15 protein-coding genes and 1 pseudogene are annotated in these 14,448 nt (G+C 73.5%); 3 read left to right on the forward strand and 13 right to left on the reverse strand.

The window, feature by feature from the left end:
* Positions 1 to 80: 80 nt before the first annotated feature.
* The 6 genes from ACZ4M3_RS19240 to ACZ4M3_RS19265 are packed head-to-tail and all read right to left on the reverse strand — an operon-like array spanning position 81 to position 5,465.
* Entirely contained in the window at positions 81 to 1,316 is a 1,236-nt protein-coding gene (locus tag ACZ4M3_RS19240; RefSeq protein ID WP_467734120.1) for a cytochrome P450 family protein, read from the reverse strand.
* A complete protein-coding gene (locus ACZ4M3_RS19245) occupies positions 1,313 to 2,551 on the reverse strand; it encodes a cytochrome P450 (RefSeq protein WP_467734122.1) in 1,239 nt (412 codons plus the stop codon). Before ACZ4M3_RS19245 ends, ACZ4M3_RS19240 begins: the two co-directional genes overlap by 4 nt.
* Entirely contained in the window at positions 2,548 to 3,165 is a 618-nt protein-coding gene (locus ACZ4M3_RS19250) for a GTP-binding protein (RefSeq protein WP_467734124.1), read from the reverse strand. The genes ACZ4M3_RS19245 and ACZ4M3_RS19250 overlap by 4 nt, the downstream gene beginning before the upstream one ends.
* Positions 3,146 to 3,499, reverse strand: a complete 354-nt coding sequence (locus tag ACZ4M3_RS19255; protein ID WP_453354807.1) for a DUF742 domain-containing protein — start codon at positions 3,497 to 3,499, stop codon at positions 3,146 to 3,148. The genes ACZ4M3_RS19250 and ACZ4M3_RS19255 overlap by 20 nt, the downstream gene beginning before the upstream one ends.
* On the reverse strand, positions 3,496 to 3,897 hold the full coding sequence (locus ACZ4M3_RS19260) for a roadblock/LC7 domain-containing protein (RefSeq protein ID WP_351890831.1): 402 nt from the start codon (positions 3,895 to 3,897) through the stop codon (positions 3,496 to 3,498). The genes ACZ4M3_RS19255 and ACZ4M3_RS19260 overlap by 4 nt, the downstream gene beginning before the upstream one ends.
* Positions 3,894 to 5,465, reverse strand: coding sequence for a sensor histidine kinase (locus tag ACZ4M3_RS19265; RefSeq protein WP_467734126.1), 1,572 nt, complete (start codon positions 5,463 to 5,465; stop codon positions 3,894 to 3,896). Before ACZ4M3_RS19265 ends, ACZ4M3_RS19260 begins: the two co-directional genes overlap by 4 nt.
* 263 nt (positions 5,466 to 5,728) lie before the next feature.
* On the opposite strand from ACZ4M3_RS19265, the gene ACZ4M3_RS19270 reads away from it, so the two are divergent.
* Together ACZ4M3_RS19270 and ACZ4M3_RS19275 are read left to right on the forward strand one after the other, a co-directional pair.
* Positions 5,729 to 6,628, forward strand: a complete 900-nt coding sequence (locus ACZ4M3_RS19270; RefSeq protein WP_467734128.1) for an ATP-grasp domain-containing protein — start codon at positions 5,729 to 5,731, stop codon at positions 6,626 to 6,628.
* Positions 6,625 to 7,470 carry an ATP-grasp domain-containing protein gene (locus tag ACZ4M3_RS19275; protein WP_467734130.1) on the forward strand — a complete coding sequence of 282 codons (846 nt, stop codon included), beginning with the start codon at positions 6,625 to 6,627 and terminating at the stop codon, positions 7,468 to 7,470. The genes ACZ4M3_RS19270 and ACZ4M3_RS19275 overlap by 4 nt, the downstream gene beginning before the upstream one ends.
* A gap of 17 nt (positions 7,471 to 7,487) precedes the next feature.
* Here the strand turns inward: ACZ4M3_RS19275 and ACZ4M3_RS19280 are convergent, their stop codons facing one another.
* Positions 7,488 to 8,543: a DUF2330 domain-containing protein gene (locus ACZ4M3_RS19280; RefSeq protein ID WP_467734132.1), complete on the reverse strand. Its 1,056-nt coding sequence runs from the start codon at positions 8,541 to 8,543 to the stop codon at positions 7,488 to 7,490.
* 115 nt (positions 8,544 to 8,658) lie between these two features.
* Here ACZ4M3_RS19280 and ACZ4M3_RS19285 point away from each other — a divergent pair, with 115 nt between their 5' ends.
* Positions 8,659 to 9,138: a hypothetical protein gene (locus ACZ4M3_RS19285; RefSeq protein ID WP_467734134.1), complete on the forward strand. Its 480-nt coding sequence runs from the start codon at positions 8,659 to 8,661 to the stop codon at positions 9,136 to 9,138.
* Here ACZ4M3_RS19285 and ACZ4M3_RS19290 read toward each other — a convergent pair.
* The 6 genes and pseudogenes from ACZ4M3_RS19290 to ACZ4M3_RS19315 all read right to left on the reverse strand — a co-directional run.
* Positions 9,128 to 9,481, reverse strand: a pseudogene (locus ACZ4M3_RS19290) (DeoR/GlpR family DNA-binding transcription regulator); the annotation flags it as partial. The gene ACZ4M3_RS19285 and the pseudogene ACZ4M3_RS19290 sit on opposite strands and share 11 nt — an antisense overlap.
* 45 nt (positions 9,482 to 9,526) lie before the next feature.
* Positions 9,527 to 10,192, reverse strand: coding sequence for an HAD family hydrolase (locus tag ACZ4M3_RS19295; RefSeq protein WP_467734136.1), 666 nt, complete (start codon positions 10,190 to 10,192; stop codon positions 9,527 to 9,529).
* Complete coding sequence (locus ACZ4M3_RS19300; protein WP_467734138.1) at positions 10,189 to 11,292, reverse strand: ABC transporter ATP-binding protein; 1,104 nt, start codon at positions 11,290 to 11,292, stop codon at positions 10,189 to 10,191. The genes ACZ4M3_RS19295 and ACZ4M3_RS19300 overlap by 4 nt, the downstream gene beginning before the upstream one ends.
* A 5-nt stretch (positions 11,293 to 11,297) precedes the next feature.
* Positions 11,298 to 12,224 (reverse strand): ABC transporter permease, encoded by a 927-nt coding sequence (locus tag ACZ4M3_RS19305; protein ID WP_467734140.1) that lies wholly within the window; start codon positions 12,222 to 12,224, stop codon positions 11,298 to 11,300.
* Positions 12,212 to 13,111 (reverse strand): ABC transporter permease, encoded by a 900-nt coding sequence (locus tag ACZ4M3_RS19310; protein ID WP_467734142.1) that lies wholly within the window; start codon positions 13,109 to 13,111, stop codon positions 12,212 to 12,214. The genes ACZ4M3_RS19305 and ACZ4M3_RS19310 overlap by 13 nt, the downstream gene beginning before the upstream one ends.
* A complete protein-coding gene (locus tag ACZ4M3_RS19315) occupies positions 13,111 to 14,277 on the reverse strand; it encodes an ABC transporter substrate-binding protein (RefSeq protein ID WP_467734144.1) in 1,167 nt (388 codons plus the stop codon). Before ACZ4M3_RS19315 ends, ACZ4M3_RS19310 begins: the two co-directional genes overlap by 1 nt.
* Positions 14,278 to 14,448 lie beyond the last annotated feature (171 nt).

Consider the following 14,448-nt stretch of genomic DNA (forward strand, 5'->3'; position numbering starts at 1 on the left):
CCCCGGCCTTGACCTGCACCCGGGTGGACTCGGGCGGCAGCTGCTCGCGGCATTCGTATCTCTTCGCCGCCGGAATCCGCTCAGCCGAGCCGGACCGGCAGGTCGAACAGGTCGTTCTGGGTCAGGATCGGCTTGTTGCGCAGCTCCGCGCGCGGGACGGCGAGCGCGAGGTCCGGGAAGCGGGCGTAGAGCGCGGGGAGCGCCACGAGCGCCTCCAGGCGGGAGAGGGCGGCGCCGGGGCAGACGTGCGGGCCGTGGCCGAAGGAGATGTGCCGGTTGGGGGTACGGGTGACGTCGAACTCGCCCGCGTCCTCGCCGTGCTGGGCCTCGTCTCGGCCGATGGCGCCGAAGGAGACGATCAGGCCCTCGCCCTCGGGCAGGATCCGGTCGCCGACCTCGATGTCCTCGGCGGCGAAGCGGATCAGGACGTGCGAGGTGGGGGTGGACCAGCGCAGGGTCTCCTCGATGACGTTCTCCCACGGCACTTCGCCCTTGAGGACGCGTGCGCGCTGCTCGGGGTGGGTCTCCAGGGCGACGACGGCGTTGACGATGAGGCTGATGGTGGTCTCGTGACCGGCGGCGACCATCAGCTGGAGGGTGTTGGTGATCTCCTCGGTGGTGAGGTGGTCGCCGTTCTCCGATGCCGCGATCAGGGCGCTGGTCAGGTCGTCGCCCGGGTTCGCCCGCTTGGACTCGACGATCCGGGAGAACAGCGCGGACAGGTCGGCCATCATCTGGGGCACTTCCTGCGGCAGCGTCTGCGTCGAGAAGAACTTCTCGAACAGCGCCTTGAGACGCGGGTGTTCGGCGCTGTCGACGCCCATGAGCCCGCTGATGACGTTCATCGGCAGCGGGTAGGCGAACTCCGCCTTGAGGTCCACGGTCTCGCCGGCCGGCAGTCCGGCCAGCCGGTCGAGCATCCCGGTCGTCAGGGCCTCGATGCCCGCGCGCAGCTGCTCCACCCGGCGGACGGTGAGGGCCTGTGCGACGAGGCTGCGCAGCCGCCGGTGCTCGTCGCCGTCGACGGTGAGCATCGAGCGGCCGGGGTTGGCGAGGCCGATCAGCGGCCAGTCCTGGGGGATCTCACCGCGCTGCCAGGCGCCCCAGACACCGATGTCCTTCACCAGGCGGGCGTCGGTGAGCAGCGCCCGCGCCTCGGCGTGGCGGGTGACGGCGTAGACGCCGACGCCGCCCGGCAGGACGACCCGGGCCAGCGGTCCGGCGGCCCGCAGCGCGGCGCTCTCGGCGTCGAGGTCGGTGACGAAGGGGTCCAGGGTGATGGCGGCGGGTCCCGTGTGGTCGATCGGGCACGTCATCTGGAGCCTCCAAGAGCGGGGGTCGGGGTGAAGGTCACGGGCAGGGCGGAGAGGCCGCGCAGCCAGGGCGAGGGCCGCCGGGCGAGGTCGGCGGCGGGGACCGCGAGGTCGACGTCCGGGAGCCGGTCGAGGAGCACCTCGATGCCGGTCCGGGCGATGGCCTCGGCGACCTCCTGGGCGGGGAAGGGGCAGCGGTGTTCGCCGTGGCCGAAGGAGAAGAAGGCGTTGTTGCCGCCGGTCAGGGCCCCCGCGTCGGTGCGTACGTGCGGGTCGGCGTTGGCGGCGGCCAGGCCGAGCAGCACGAGGTCGCCCCGGTTGATGCGCTGGCCGCCGAGGTGGGTGTCACGGGAGGTCCAGCGGCCGGCCACGTTCTGGGTGGGGGTGTCCTCCCACAGGACCTCGTTCATCGCTTCGCCGACGCTGTGCCGGCCGCCCGCGAGGGAGGCGGCGAACCGGTCGTCGGTGAGCATGAGGCGCAGCGAGTTCCCGATCCAGTCGGCGGTGGGCTGGTGTCCGGCGGCCAGCATCACCATCAGGTCCTGGGCGATTTCCTCGACGGTGAAGTCGCCCCGGTCGGCGAGCATCCGGGAGACGACGTCGTGGCCGGGGCGCGCCAGCTTGTCCGCGATCAGCGCGAACATCGATTCGGCGAGGTGGCGCTGGCCGTCGAGGGCGCCCTCCCGGCCGTTGATCATGTCGTTCATGGCGGTGACGAGGCCGGGGCCCTGCTCGTCGGAGAAGCCGTAGATCCGGGCGAGGACGCGCAGCGGGAGCAGCATCGCGTACTGGCCGACGATGTCGCACGCGCCCTTGCCGCACAGCTGGTCGATCAGCTCGTCCGCGAAGCGTTCGGCGTGGCCCTTGAGTTCGAAGGGGTCGACGGTTTCCAGCGCGCCGGAGATGACCGCCGCGCGCAGCCGGTGGCGTTCGCCGACGGTGTAGAGGATGGAGGGCTGCTTGCGGCCGATCATCGGGAGCAGGGGCCAGTCGGCGGGGATGCGGTCCCACTGGTTCCACAGGTCGGAGTCGCGGGAGTAGAGCTGGGGGTCGCTGGTGACCTGGTGCAGTTCGCGGTAGCCGAGGACCAGCCAGGCCGGTACGTCGCCGTCGAGGACGACCGGGGCGACGGCTCCGTGCTCGCGCCGCAGCTCCCGGTACAGCGCGATGGGGTCGGTCTGGAACCGCGGGCCGCCGAGGTAGACGGGTTGCGGTTCGCGGTCGGCGGGGGTGGTCACGGGGTGGGCTCCGGGGTGTGGGACAGGGCGGCCGTCTGCAGGTGGCGGACGAGGGAGATGAGGACGTCCTTGCTGGAGGCGCGCGAGCGGGCGTCGCAGAAGACGAGCGGCACCTCGGGCGGCAGGTCGAGCGCCGCCCGGATCTCTTCGGCGGTGTGGCCGGGGCCGCCGAAGTCGTTGCAGGCCACCACGAAGGGCGTGCCGTGGTGTTCGAGGCGGTCGATGGCGTACCAGGAGTCGGCGAGGCGGCGCGTGTCGACGAGGACGACCGCGCCGAGGGTGCCGGAGAACAGCCGGTCCCACAGGAACCAGAAACGTTCCTGCCCGGGCGCGCCGAAGAGGTAGAGCACGTTGCGCGCGTCCAGGGTGATCCGGCCGAAGTCGAACGCGACCGTGGTGGCGTTCTTCCCGGCCACGCCGTCGGTGTCGTCGACCCCTTCGCCCGCCTTGGTCATGGTCTCTTCGGTGTTCAGCGGCCGGATCTCGCTGACCGAGCGGACCATGGTGGTCTTGCCCACGCCGAAGCCGCCCACGATGACGATCTTCAGGCCGTTGTCGGCGGTGCTGCTGAGGGTCTGCCGGGTTTCACGCCGGTCAGAGGTTGCGGAGTCCAACGAGCACCTGCTCCAGGATGTCGGGGTCGGGAAGGCGGTACGCCGAACGCGGGTGCCGGGCGCTGATCCGGCCGGTGCCGAGCAGGTCGGCGAGCAGGATCCGGACGATCGACACGGGCAGGCCCAGCTCGGCGGCGATCTCGACGACCGCCGTCGGGTAGTGGCACATCCGCAGGATCGCCGCGTGCTCCGACTGCATGCCGGGAACCGGATCGCACTCGGCGACGATCAGCGTGACGAGGTCGAAGGCGTCCGAACCGGAGCTGCTGCGGCCGCCGGTGAGGGTGTAGAGCCGGTCCGGGGAGTCGTCCCGGCCCGGCCTGGTCCGGCTCAACCCCGGGGCCTCGCGATCAAATGCTCGCTCAGCTGCTCCACCAGTTCGGACATGTTGTGGCCGACCAGTCCGGCGTCGGCGTCCTCGGCGGCGACGAGCGCGAGGTGCGCGCCTTCACCGGCCTCGACGATGAACAGGATGCCGCCGTAGAACTCGGCCATGGCGGAGCGCACTCCCCCGGTGCCGTCGCCGAACTCGATCGACGCACCGTGCGACAGGCTCTGGATGCCGGCGGCGATCGCGGCGAGCTGGTCGGCCTGGTCGACGGAGAGCTCGGGGGTGCGGCACAGCTTGAGGCCGTCCCGGGAGAGCACGAGCGCGTGGCGGGCGCCGGGGGTGCGTTCCAGGAGTCCTTCCAGGAGCCAGCTGAGCTTCTCGTCGGTCGTGGAGCCGGTCATCGCGTGTTGCCTTCCGGGTGCGGGGGGTTGAGGGGCGGCTGTGCCGACGCGCCGCGCACGGCCTGCCGGAAGCTGCCGAAACGGGCTGCGGACTGCGAGGTGCCGGTCGCGGCGGCCGGGGTGCGGGCCGCCGCGCGGGCGGCGGCTTCGGGTCCTTCGGGGTGGGCGGCTGCCAGGGTGCGGCCGCGCCGCCGCTGGGGCAGTCCGGTGTCGCCGGGCCGGGGGTCGGGGCCGGCGGCCCCGGGGTCCGCGTCGGAGGCCGTGGGTGCGGCGTCCGGGACGTCGTGCTGCGGGGAGGGGGTACGGTCCTGCGCGCGCCCGGCGCCGCCGGCGTCGGCCCCGCCTCCGCGCGGGCCCGGCCCGGACTGTCCGGCCGGTTCCCCGGTCCGCGCACCGGCGGCTCCGGCGGGCGCGGCCACCAGGGCGGGTGTGGCCCCCGCTTCGGCCGGGGTACGGCTGATCAGCTCTTGCGGCAGCATCATCAGCGCGCCGGTACCGCCGCGCGCGGAGGGCCGGAAGGACACCGTCAGCCCGTGCTTGCGGGCCAGCCGGCCGACGACCGCGAGCCCGAGGCGGGTGCCGGAGAGTCCGGCCAGGTCCAGGGACTCACCGGTGACGGCCTGTTCGGCACGGCGCAGCTGGACCTCGCTCATGACCAGGCCGCTGTCCTCGACGGTGATGATGATCCCGGCCGGCACCTCCTCCACGTACACGTGGACTTCGGCGGTGGGCGGCGAGAAGTTGGCGGCGTTGTCGAGGAGTTCCGCCAGGGCGTGCATGACGCCCTCGGCGGCGTGTCCGGCGACGGCGGCGTCGCTGGTGGAGTGGAGCCGGACCCGCTGGTAGCCGCCGATCCGGCCCATGGCGCCGCGCAGGATGGACTCCATGACGATCGGCTTCGCCCAGCGGCGGCCCGAGCGGGCCCCGGTCAGGACGGCGATGGAGTCCGCGAGGCGGCCCGCCTGGGCGGTGCGGTGGTCGAGGTGGAGCAGGTCGCCGAGGACGTCCTCGTCGGCGTGCCGGTGTTCCATCTCGCGCAGGTCGGCCAGCATTCCGGTGGCGAGCGCCTGCATCCGGCCGGCCGCGTTGGCGGCGGCCGCCATGGCGGCGGCCCGTCCGGACTCCGCGCGGCGCAGCTCGTCGCCGAGCCGCTCGCGGTCGGCCAGCTGGGCGACGGTCACCAGGTCGAGCTCGACCCGGTGGGCGGTTTTCAGCCGCTCCAGTTCCGCGGCGTGCTCCTGGGCGAGGCGTGCGTGCTCGGCGGTGCGGGCGGCGGTGTCACGGGTGGCGTCGGCGGTGAGCCGGGCGATGTGACCGTCCCGCTCGGCGATGTCCGCGCTCAGTCCGGCGATCCGGCCGCGCAGCAGGCGGCTGGTGCGCGTCAGCCAGGTGACGGCGAAGGCGGCGACCGAGAGCAGCAGGACCCCGAAGACGGAGAACCAGCCGAGGGGGACGCGGACGGCCGACGGGGCCGCGGCCACCGCCGCCGTGCAGAGCACTCCGGCCGCCACCGCCGTGACGAGCAGGGCGAGCGCGGAGGGGCGAAGGGGGGAGGGCGACGCCGTCATCAATCAAAGCCTCAAACCGGGGCGTAAATGGAAGAGAGGGTTCCTGTGGCAACAAGCCCTCACTATAAGAGAATTGTTGATCAGTTTGGAAAGTTCTTGGTGAGAGTGACGCTGAGTAATGGCTACTTAAGGCAGTTCTCAGGCGTTTTCTGTGGAATCCCCGGCCACTGCCGGACGATCATCACATTGCGGCCATGGCATCCTGTGACGTCACAACTCGCCGGGCGGGATCGGCGGACGTCCGGAAAATATGGGGAAGGTCCATGAGGCTCTGCTTCCTGGTGGAGGAGCACTACCGCCACGACGGCATGCCGAACGAGGTGATCCGGCAGCTGAGCGCGTGGGGCCACCAGGTGGACGTGCTGCGGCCGGGCGGCTCGCTGCTGCGCATGACCGACCTGGTGCGGGCCGGGGCGCACGACGCCTGGGTGCTCAAGACGGTGTCCGGCGGCCCCGGCCTGACCCTGCTCGAAGCGGCCGCCGCGACCGGCATGACCACCGTCAACGACGCCCGGTCGATCCGGGGCGTACGGGACAAGGCGCTGGCCGCCGCCATCGGGCGCGCCCGGGGCCTGCCGCTGCCGCCGACGTACGCCGTGGCCCGGCCCGAGCTGCTCGCGGAGATCCCGGAGTCCGAGTACCCCCTGGTGGTCAAGCCCGCGGACGGCAGCTCCGGCCGGGCGGTGCACCTGGTGGCCTCCCCCGACCGGCTCGCCGCGCTGCTGCCCGTGCTGGCCGGGGAGGGCATGCTCATCGCCCAGCCGTACGTGCCCAATTCGGGCATCGACATCAAGGTGTACTGCGTCGGCGGGGAACTGTTCGCCACCGAACGCTGCTCCCCCATGCACCCGGACCGCTCCGTGCGCGAGCGCCGCGTACCGCTGCCCGCCGAGGTGGCCGCGATCGCCGCCCAGGTGGGTGTGGTGTACGGACTGGACCTGTACGGGCTGGACGTACTGCTGGGCCCCGACGGGCCGGTGGTGGTGGACGTGAACGACTTCCCGAGCTTCCGTCAGGTGCCGGAGGCGGCGGCCCGGGTCGCCCGGGCCGTGCTCGACCTGTCCCGCACCGGTGGCGCGGGGCCCTGTGTGCCGCCGCGCCCCACGGCGCTGACCGTGTCGATCCCGGCGCAGGTCGCCGCCCGGGCGGGTGACGGCGCGTGAGGGTCGGCCTGATCACCCCGGACGCCGGGCATCCGCTGCTGGCGGGGGCGGCCGCCGCGCTGACCCCCGGGCACGAGGTGGTGGTACTGGACCCGCGGGAACCGGACGCGGCGGCGGTGGCGGCCCGGGCGCGGGCCGACGTCTACCTGCTCAAGGCCCGCGATCCCCGGGCCCTGGAGCTGGCTCGGACCCTGGAGCGGCGGGGCACACCGGTGGTGAACACCGCGGCCGCGACGGAGCGCTGCCAGGACCGTAGGGGCATGGCGGAGCTGGCCCGCCGGGCCGGGCTGCCCTTCGCGGCGACCACGGCCTTCCCCTCCCTGGACCGGCTGGCCCGGCAGGCGGGGGACGGCCCGGGGCTGCCCGGGCTGCCCTGGCCCGTAGTGGTCAAGAGCCGGCGCAGCCGCAAGGGCGACCTGGTGGCCCGGGTCGACGACCCGGCGCGGCTGCGGGAACTGGCCGCGGGATGGGGCGAGGAGCCGGTCGTGGTGCAGGCCTTCGCCCCCAACAACGGCTGGGACCACAAGCTGTACGCGATCGGCGACCGGGTCTTCGCGGGGCTGCGGCGCTCGGAGATGGCCCCGTCGGGAATGGCCCTGGCGGGCGCGGAACCCGGCCACCCCCGCAGCGAACCGCCGCCGCGGTGGGCGGAACTGACGCTCCGGGTCGGCGAGGTCTTCGCACTGGACGTCTACGGGGTGGACTTCATCGACACCGGCGACGGCGTCCCGCTGATCGTGGACGTCAACGCCTTTCCGGGCCTGCGCGGCCGCCCCGGTGCCCCGGAGGCGCTCGCCGCCCTGGCGCTGCGCCGGGCCGCCGGGCCGCCCGGGCGCCACTGAGGGCGGTCCGGGCGCCGCTACGCGGCACGGCCCCTGGCGGCGCGGCGGGCCAGGGCCAGGGTCACGGCGAGGGCCAGGGCGAGGCATGCGGCCAGCGCCGCGGCCACCGTCAGGAGCCACGCGGGGACACCGCCGACGGTGAGGAGTTCGTCGCGGTAGACGGCCCGCCGGTACGGGGTGTCCTCGGCGGTGGCGCGCAGCTCGTGGTCGCCGTCGATCCGGGCCGGCTCGGGGAACTCCTGCTCGATCGCGGTGAGGAACACCGGCTCGGCGCTGCCGGTGAGTTCGGCCACGGCCCCGCGCGGGGTGATGGTCCCGGCGAAGGCCACCTTCGGCGCGGCCCCGCCGATCGGGGAGACGGGCTCCATCCGGTGCGCGGCCAGGACGTACAGCCCGAGCGACTGGGCGGACTTGGCCCGGCGGGAGAGCCGCATCGGGTAGACGGGCCTGGCGCTGTCGAAGCGGATCCGCAGCGGGTCGAGGTCCCCGGCCAGCGCCTTGGCCGGGTCGCGGGGGGCGAGGCGGACGGCGACGTACTCCCACCCCTGGTCGACGTACGGCCGCAGCTCGGCGGAGAGCCCGTCCGGCAGCTTGAAGCCGTTGGTCTCCAGCCACCGCCGCAGGGCGTCGGGGTCGGTGGCCGTCAGCCGCGCGACGTCGAAGTCGCCGAGCTGCTCGCGGCCGACGACGCCGACGGACGCGCCGGGCAGCGCGGCGGCGGCCCCGTCACCGGAACCGGAGGAGAAGGGCCAGTCGTCCCCGCGCGGCCAGAAGTAGCCGCGGGTCCGGTGTTCGGGCACGGTGAGCCGGCCGAGGTCGGTGAACAGTTCCGCCCTGCCCAGTTCGACCGTGGCGCGGCCGGGTACCGGCATGATCCAGGCGGCCTTCCTCGCGTCCCCGTCGACCCTGAACCGCATGACGATCTGCTCGGTCCGCCCGTCCCAGCGCAGTACGGAGGTCTCCCGCTGGACTCCGATCCGGGAGAAACCGTCGGGGATCATCGCTCCGCAGCCGCACGCGTACGCCGGACCGACGAGGGACCCCAGCTGCGTCGCGAGCAGGGCGAATATCAAGGTCAGGACTCTTCTTCGGATTGTTGCGTTCCACACGGCGTCTGGGACGGCCGGCCACCGGATCCGGTTCCCGGCCCTCTGGTACGGGCCCGTGGCGGGATCTCATAATTGCGCCATGAGACGGACGGACAAGCCGCTGCGCAGCCCGCTGGTGCCGGAGGCGGTGGAGGCCGAGATCGCGCGGCACGACTGGGAGTCCATCCTGTGCGGGTGCGGGCGTTCCGCCGGTCATCTTCAGGACATGCTGTGGGACGCGGCCGAGGGGCACCCGGCCGCCTTCCACGCCCTCGCGGGTCACGTGTTCACCGACACCAGGCTCCAGCCGCCGGCGCCCGCCGCCTGCGGGGTGCTGATGGCCGTGTGGGCGGCGGGTCCGCCCCGGGAGACCACCCGCGAGGCCCTGCTCTGGACGCTGCTCGCCCTGCTGGGCACGGCGGACGACGGCGGCTCCCACGAGGCCGGGCTGTACGGACAGTGCGCCGCGTTCATCCGTACGGCGCTGCCCGCGCTGCGCCGGGAGGCCGCGACCGGACCCGGCTCGGTGACCGGCGCGTACGCGAAGGGCGTGGTGGAGATCCTCGACCTCAGCGCCTGACGGCTCGCACGGCCCGTACGGTGACCCCTTCCCGGGTCAGGGCCGCAACGGCCTCGGCGGGGCCCCGTCGTCGGTCACCACCGTGTGCAGGGCGGCGGCACCGGTGCCGAAGGCGAGGGCGGTACGGCCGGGTTTGGCGGCTCCGGCGACCGCGATCACCCGGCGGGAGGAGGCGAGCGCGGCGCGCTTGACCGCCGCGTCGGCCAGCTCGTAGGCGGTGAGACCGTCCGCCGGGTCCTGCCCGCAGCAGCCGATGACGGCCGTGTCCAAGCGCAGCGCGGCCAGCGGCGCCTCGGCGAGCGGCGCCGGTCAGCGCCAGCTCGCCGGGGCGCGGCCGGCCGCCGGGGCGGTCGGGGTGCTGCGGTCCGCGCCGCGGGGCGTGGTCCGGTCAGCCCGGGAGGCCGCGGACCAGGCACTCCCGCAAGGCGTCCACGGTGACGTCCTCCAGGGTGCCCGCGAAGGTGCGCGCCGGGGACCGCGGCACCGGCAGCAGTGACGGCACCACCAGGACCGCGCACCCGGCAGCCTCCCCCGAGGCCGCGCCGTCCGGGGAGTCCTCCACGGCGACGCAGTCGCCCGGGGCGACGCCGAGCCGCTCGGCGGCCGCCCGGTACGGCTCCGGGTGCGGCTTCGTCCGCGCGGTGTCGTCGGCCGAGACGGTGAGGGCGAAGGGCACGCCCGCCAGCGGGCCGTCGAGCACCGCGTCCACCACCAGCCGGGGAGAGGCGCTGACCAGCGCGAAGGGAACTCCCCCGGCCTCCAGGGCGGTCAGCAGCCGGCGCGCCCCCGGCCGCAGCGGCGCCCCGGCCCGTACCCGGCTCAGGAACCCGGCGGTGAGCGCGGCGCCCACCGCCGCGGGGTCGCCCGCCCCGGCGACCCGTACGAGGTGCGCGGCGGTGTCCTCGACCGCCCGGCCGACGACCTCCGGCGCGTCGGCGTCACCGAGCCGGTGACCGAGGCCGCCGGCGACCTCCTCGGCGGTCCGCCACCACAGCACCTCGGTGTCGACGAGGGTGCCGTCCATGTCGAACAGGACGGCGGCGAGCTCGCTCATCCGGCGCTCGCCACGACGAGCACGGGCCGCTCGGCCAGGCCGACGGTCGCCCGGGCCCCGGGCACCAGGTCTCCCGCCGTGCGCGAGGGCAGGTCCACCTTGACCGGCTTGCCCCCCGGCAGGTCGAGGTGGAGCCGGGTGACGGCGCCGAAGAAGGAGGCGGAGACGACCGTGGCCGTGCCGTCCGGGTCGGCGGTCGCGGTCACGCTCTCGGGCCGCACCAGGACTTCCACGTCCGGTCCCGCGGGTACGGAACCGTCCACGGGCAGCCGCGCGCCCAGCACTTCCACCGTCCCGGAGCCCGCCAGCCGGCCCGGGAGCCGGTTCATGGTGCCGACGAACTCGGCGACGAACGCGGTCGCGGGCCGCTCGTAGAGCTCGGCGGGGGCGGCGCACTGCTCCAGCTTCCCGGCGTTCAGCACGGCGACCCGGTCGGCCATCGACAGGGCCTCCTCCTGGTCGTGCGTGACGAACACGGTGGTGATGCCGAGCGACAGCTGGAGGCGGCGGATCTCCTCGCGCAGGTTCGACCGTACCTTGGCGTCCAGGGCGGACAGCGGCTCGTCGAGCAGCAGCACCCGCGGCCGCAGCGCCAGGGCGCGGGCGAGCGCGACGCGCTGCTGCTGGCCCCCCGACATCTGGTGCGGGTAGCGGTCGCCGTGGTCGGGCAGGCCGACGAGGTCGAGGAGTTCGGCGGCCCGCTCGTGCCGCTGGGCCGCGCCGACCTTGCGGACGCGCAGGCCGAAGGCGACGTTGTCGCGAGCGCTGAGGTTGGGGAAGAGGCTGTACGACTGGAAGACCATCCCGGCGTCACGGCGGTTGGCCGGTACCGCGGTGATGTCCTGGCCGTCGACCAGGACCTCGCCCGCGTCGGGCTGCTCGAAGCCGGCGACGACGCGCAGGGCTGTGGTCTTGCCGCAGCCGGACGGGCCGAGCAGGGCGATGAGTTCGCCGGGCTCGATCGTCAGGTCCAGCCCGTCGAGGGCGACGGTGGAGCCGAACGTCCGGCGCAGGCCGCGGAATTCGAGGCGCGCGCCCGCGGGGGCGCCTCCGGCCGTCGTGCCCGCCGGCTTCCGGGCCGCGGGAAGGGTGGTGGACATGAGGGTCAGGACTCCTTGCGGGAGGTGGTGACGGGTGCGGAAGCCGCCGCGGAGGGGCTGGTTCCGGCACGCGAGAGGACGAGCAGCAGCAGCCAGGTGATCAGGAGGCTGAGGATGGAGACGGCCACCGACATCCGGGCCTGGGCGCCGGAGATGGAGACGATCCACACCGCGAAGGGGCGGTAGCCCAGCAGCGAGGCGATGGTGAACTCGCCCAGCACCAGCGCCAGGGTGAGGAACGCGGCTCCGGCGAGCGAGCCCCGCAGGTTCGGCAGCAGGACGCGCAGGACGACGTACGGCCAGCTCGCGCCGCAGCTGCGGGCGGCCTCCACCAGGGTGGGTACGTCGATGGCGCGCAGCCCCGCGTCGAGGGAGCGGTAGACGAAGGGCAGCGCCAGCACCGTGTACGCGAGGACCAGGACGACGGGGAACCGCTCGTCCTGGACGGCGATGAAGGTCTGGTAGAGCGGGGTCCGCGAGAGGTGCTCGGGCCCCCAGCGCAGCACGGTGGTGATGCCGGTGACCAGGGCGATGGGCGGCACCACCAGCGGCAGCATGCACATCACCTCCACGACCGGGCGCAGCCTCGGCGAGCCGATCCGTACGGCGACCAGCGCGGGCACGGCCAGCAGCAGCGAGAGCACGATGGTGGCGGCGGCGAGGCCCAGGGAGAGCAGCAGGCTCTCGGTGAAGCCGTCGGCGGCGAGCAGCTCGGTGTACGCCTCGAAGCTGATGCCCCGGCCGGGCACGTGCACGGTGAAGACGAAGGAGGCGACGAGCGGGACGAGGAAGTACGCGGCCGCGAGCGCGAGGACGGCCCCGCGCCAGACGCGGGGGCGCGGGCGGCGGGCGGTGCGGGGGGCGGCGGCCCGGGGCGCCGGGGCGGCCTCGGGTACGTCCGTCTCCGGCACGGTCGGGGTCATCGCAGCCATCGGGCGCTCCGTCGCTGGAGGGGCAGGTAGACCGCCATGACCAGGCCGGCGATCAGGATCATGTCGAGGCCGAGAGCGAGCGCGACGTTCTCCTGGCCGGTGAGGACGTTGCCCGACAGGGCGTCGGCGATCTTCAAGGTGACCAGTGGTACGGATCCGCCGACGAGCGCGGCGGCCGTGGCGTGCGCGGCGAAGGCGGTGCCGAAGAGCAGCACGAACCCGCCGAGCAGCGAGGGCGTGAGCACCGGCAGGCCGACGTGGCGCCAGAACTGCCATCCGCTGGCCCCGTTGTTCTGGGCGGCTTCGCGCCACTGCGGGCGCAGCCCGTCCAGCGCCGGCGCGATGACGAGCACCATCAGCGGCGTCAGGAAGTACAGGTAGACCACGGTCAGGCCGGTGAAGGAGTACAGGCTCCAGCCGAGGCCCGTGAGGTCGGCGAGCTGGGTGACGACCCCGGAGATGCCGACGGTGGCGATGAAGGCGAACGCGAGCGGGACGCCGCCGAAGTTGGCGAGCACTCCCGAGGCGGTCAGGGTGGCGCTGCGCAGGGCGGCGGACCGGGAGGTCACCACGGCCTGGGCGATCAGGACACCGAGCACGCCGCCGGTCAGTGCGGTGAGGGCGGAGAGCTGGACGCTGCCGACCAGGGAGGCCAGGTAGGGGCCCTGGAGGGAGCGGGCCAGGTGCTCGCCGGTCAGCCGGGTGGCGCCGGTCGTGGCGTCGGTGCCGGTGACGGCGCCGAAGGCGATGGCGCCGAGCGGGATGCCGAAGCAGAGCCCGGTGAAGGCGAGGAGCGGGAGGGCGGCGAGCCAGGTGCGCGGGCCGCGCCGCCGGCGGCGGTTGCCGCCGGCGGTCCCCATCGCTCGGGTAGGGGTGGGAGCAGACATCAGGAGAGGGCCTTGTCCCACTTCTCGGCGAGCGTGGCCTTGGCCTTGTCGAGTTCGGCGGAGGCGGGGAAGTTCGGGGTCCCCTGGACCTGCGGGAGCTTGGTGACGGCGTCCTTGTCGGCGGTGCCGTCCTGGGTCATGGCCGGCAGGAGCACCGGGCGGGCGTGACCCTTGAGCCACAGGTTCTGGCCCTGGGCGCTGTAGAGGAACTCCATCCACAGGCGGGCGGCCGCCGGGTTAGGGGCCTCCTTGTTGATGGCCTGGGAGTAGTACTGGGCGTAGACGCCGTCGGTGGGCACGGCGACCTTCCAGTCGACGCCCTTGCCCTTGAACTGCTCGGCGTAGCCGGCGTTCAGGTAGTCCCAGTCGATGGAGATGGGCGTCTCGCCCTTCTCGACGGTGGCCGGGGTGGACTCGACCGGGATGAAGTTGCCGCTCTTGCGCAGCTGACCGAAGAAGTCGATGCCCGGCTGGATGTCGCCGAACGAGCCCTTGTTGGCGAGGGCGGCCGCGTAGACGCCGCCGAAGGCCGAGCCGGACTTGGTCGGGTTGCCGTTGAGGGCGACCTTGCCCTTGTACTCGGGCTTGAGCAGGTCGGCGAAGGTCTGCGGGCAGACGGGGATCTTGGCGGCGTCGCAGCCGATCGAGACGTAGCCGCCGTAGTCGTTGTACCAGCGGCCGTCGGCGTCCTTCTGGGATTCGGCGATCTTGTCCCAGGCGGTGACCTTGTACGGGGCGAAGAGGTTCTCGGTCGCGCCGCTGCGGGCGAAGGCGATGCCCAGGTCCAGCACGTCGGGGGCGCGCTTCTGGCCCTTGCGGGACTTGACGGCGGCGATCTCGTCGGCGCTGGAGGCGTCCGGGTTCTCGCTGCTGACCTTGATCTTCGGGTACTTGGCCTGGAAGGCCTTGAGCATCTCGCCGTAGTTCGCCCAGTCGGCGGGCAGCGCGATCACATTGAGCTGGCCCTCCTTCTCGGCGGCGGCGACGAGGCCCTCCATGCCGCCGAAGTCGGCGACCGAGGCGGCCGCGCCCGGCTGGACCTTCCCCTTGTCGCCGGCGGCACCTGCGGACTGCTGGTCGGGGGCGGCACCACACGCGCTGAGCGTGGTGAGGACGGCGGCGCCGAGCAGGACGGCCGCACCGCGACGGGCGGAGGAACTGAGCACGGTCTCTCCCAGAGAAAGAACCTGACAGGGGGGTTTACTTGTCTGAACAAGTTGACTCCAGTTCGCCCGGGTCCGCTGTACGGACGGTGAACGGCACCTGTCATCGGGAGCACGGCTTGAGGAAGACGGAGATTGACCGAAACAAGGCGTGACAGAACAGGGTTCAATGAT

This window comes from Streptomyces sp. NPDC026522, assembly GCF_055567555.1.

Excerpts from the sequence above, each read along its gene's own strand:
- ACZ4M3_RS19270 (WP_467734128.1), top strand. The coding sequence starts at position 5,729 with ATGAGGCTCTGCTTCCTGGTGGAGGAGCACTACCGCCACGACGGCATG.
- ACZ4M3_RS19260 (WP_351890831.1), bottom strand. The coding sequence starts at position 3,897 with ATGACCGGCTCCACGACCGACGAGAAGCTCAGCTGGCTCCTGGAAGGA.
- ACZ4M3_RS19295 (WP_467734136.1), bottom strand. The coding sequence starts at position 10,192 with ATGAGCGAGCTCGCCGCCGTCCTGTTCGACATGGACGGCACCCTCGTC.
- ACZ4M3_RS19310 (WP_467734142.1), bottom strand. The coding sequence starts at position 13,111 with ATGTCTGCTCCCACCCCTACCCGAGCGATGGGGACCGCCGGCGGCAAC.
- ACZ4M3_RS19285 (WP_467734134.1), top strand. The coding sequence starts at position 8,659 with ATGAGACGGACGGACAAGCCGCTGCGCAGCCCGCTGGTGCCGGAGGCG.
- ACZ4M3_RS19300 (WP_467734138.1), bottom strand. The coding sequence starts at position 11,292 with ATGTCCACCACCCTTCCCGCGGCCCGGAAGCCGGCGGGCACGACGGCC.
- ACZ4M3_RS19240 (WP_467734120.1), bottom strand. The coding sequence starts at position 1,316 with ATGACGTGCCCGATCGACCACACGGGACCCGCCGCCATCACCCTGGAC.
- ACZ4M3_RS19305 (WP_467734140.1), bottom strand. The coding sequence starts at position 12,224 with ATGGCTGCGATGACCCCGACCGTGCCGGAGACGGACGTACCCGAGGCC.
- ACZ4M3_RS19265 (WP_467734126.1), bottom strand. The coding sequence starts at position 5,465 with ATGACGGCGTCGCCCTCCCCCCTTCGCCCCTCCGCGCTCGCCCTGCTC.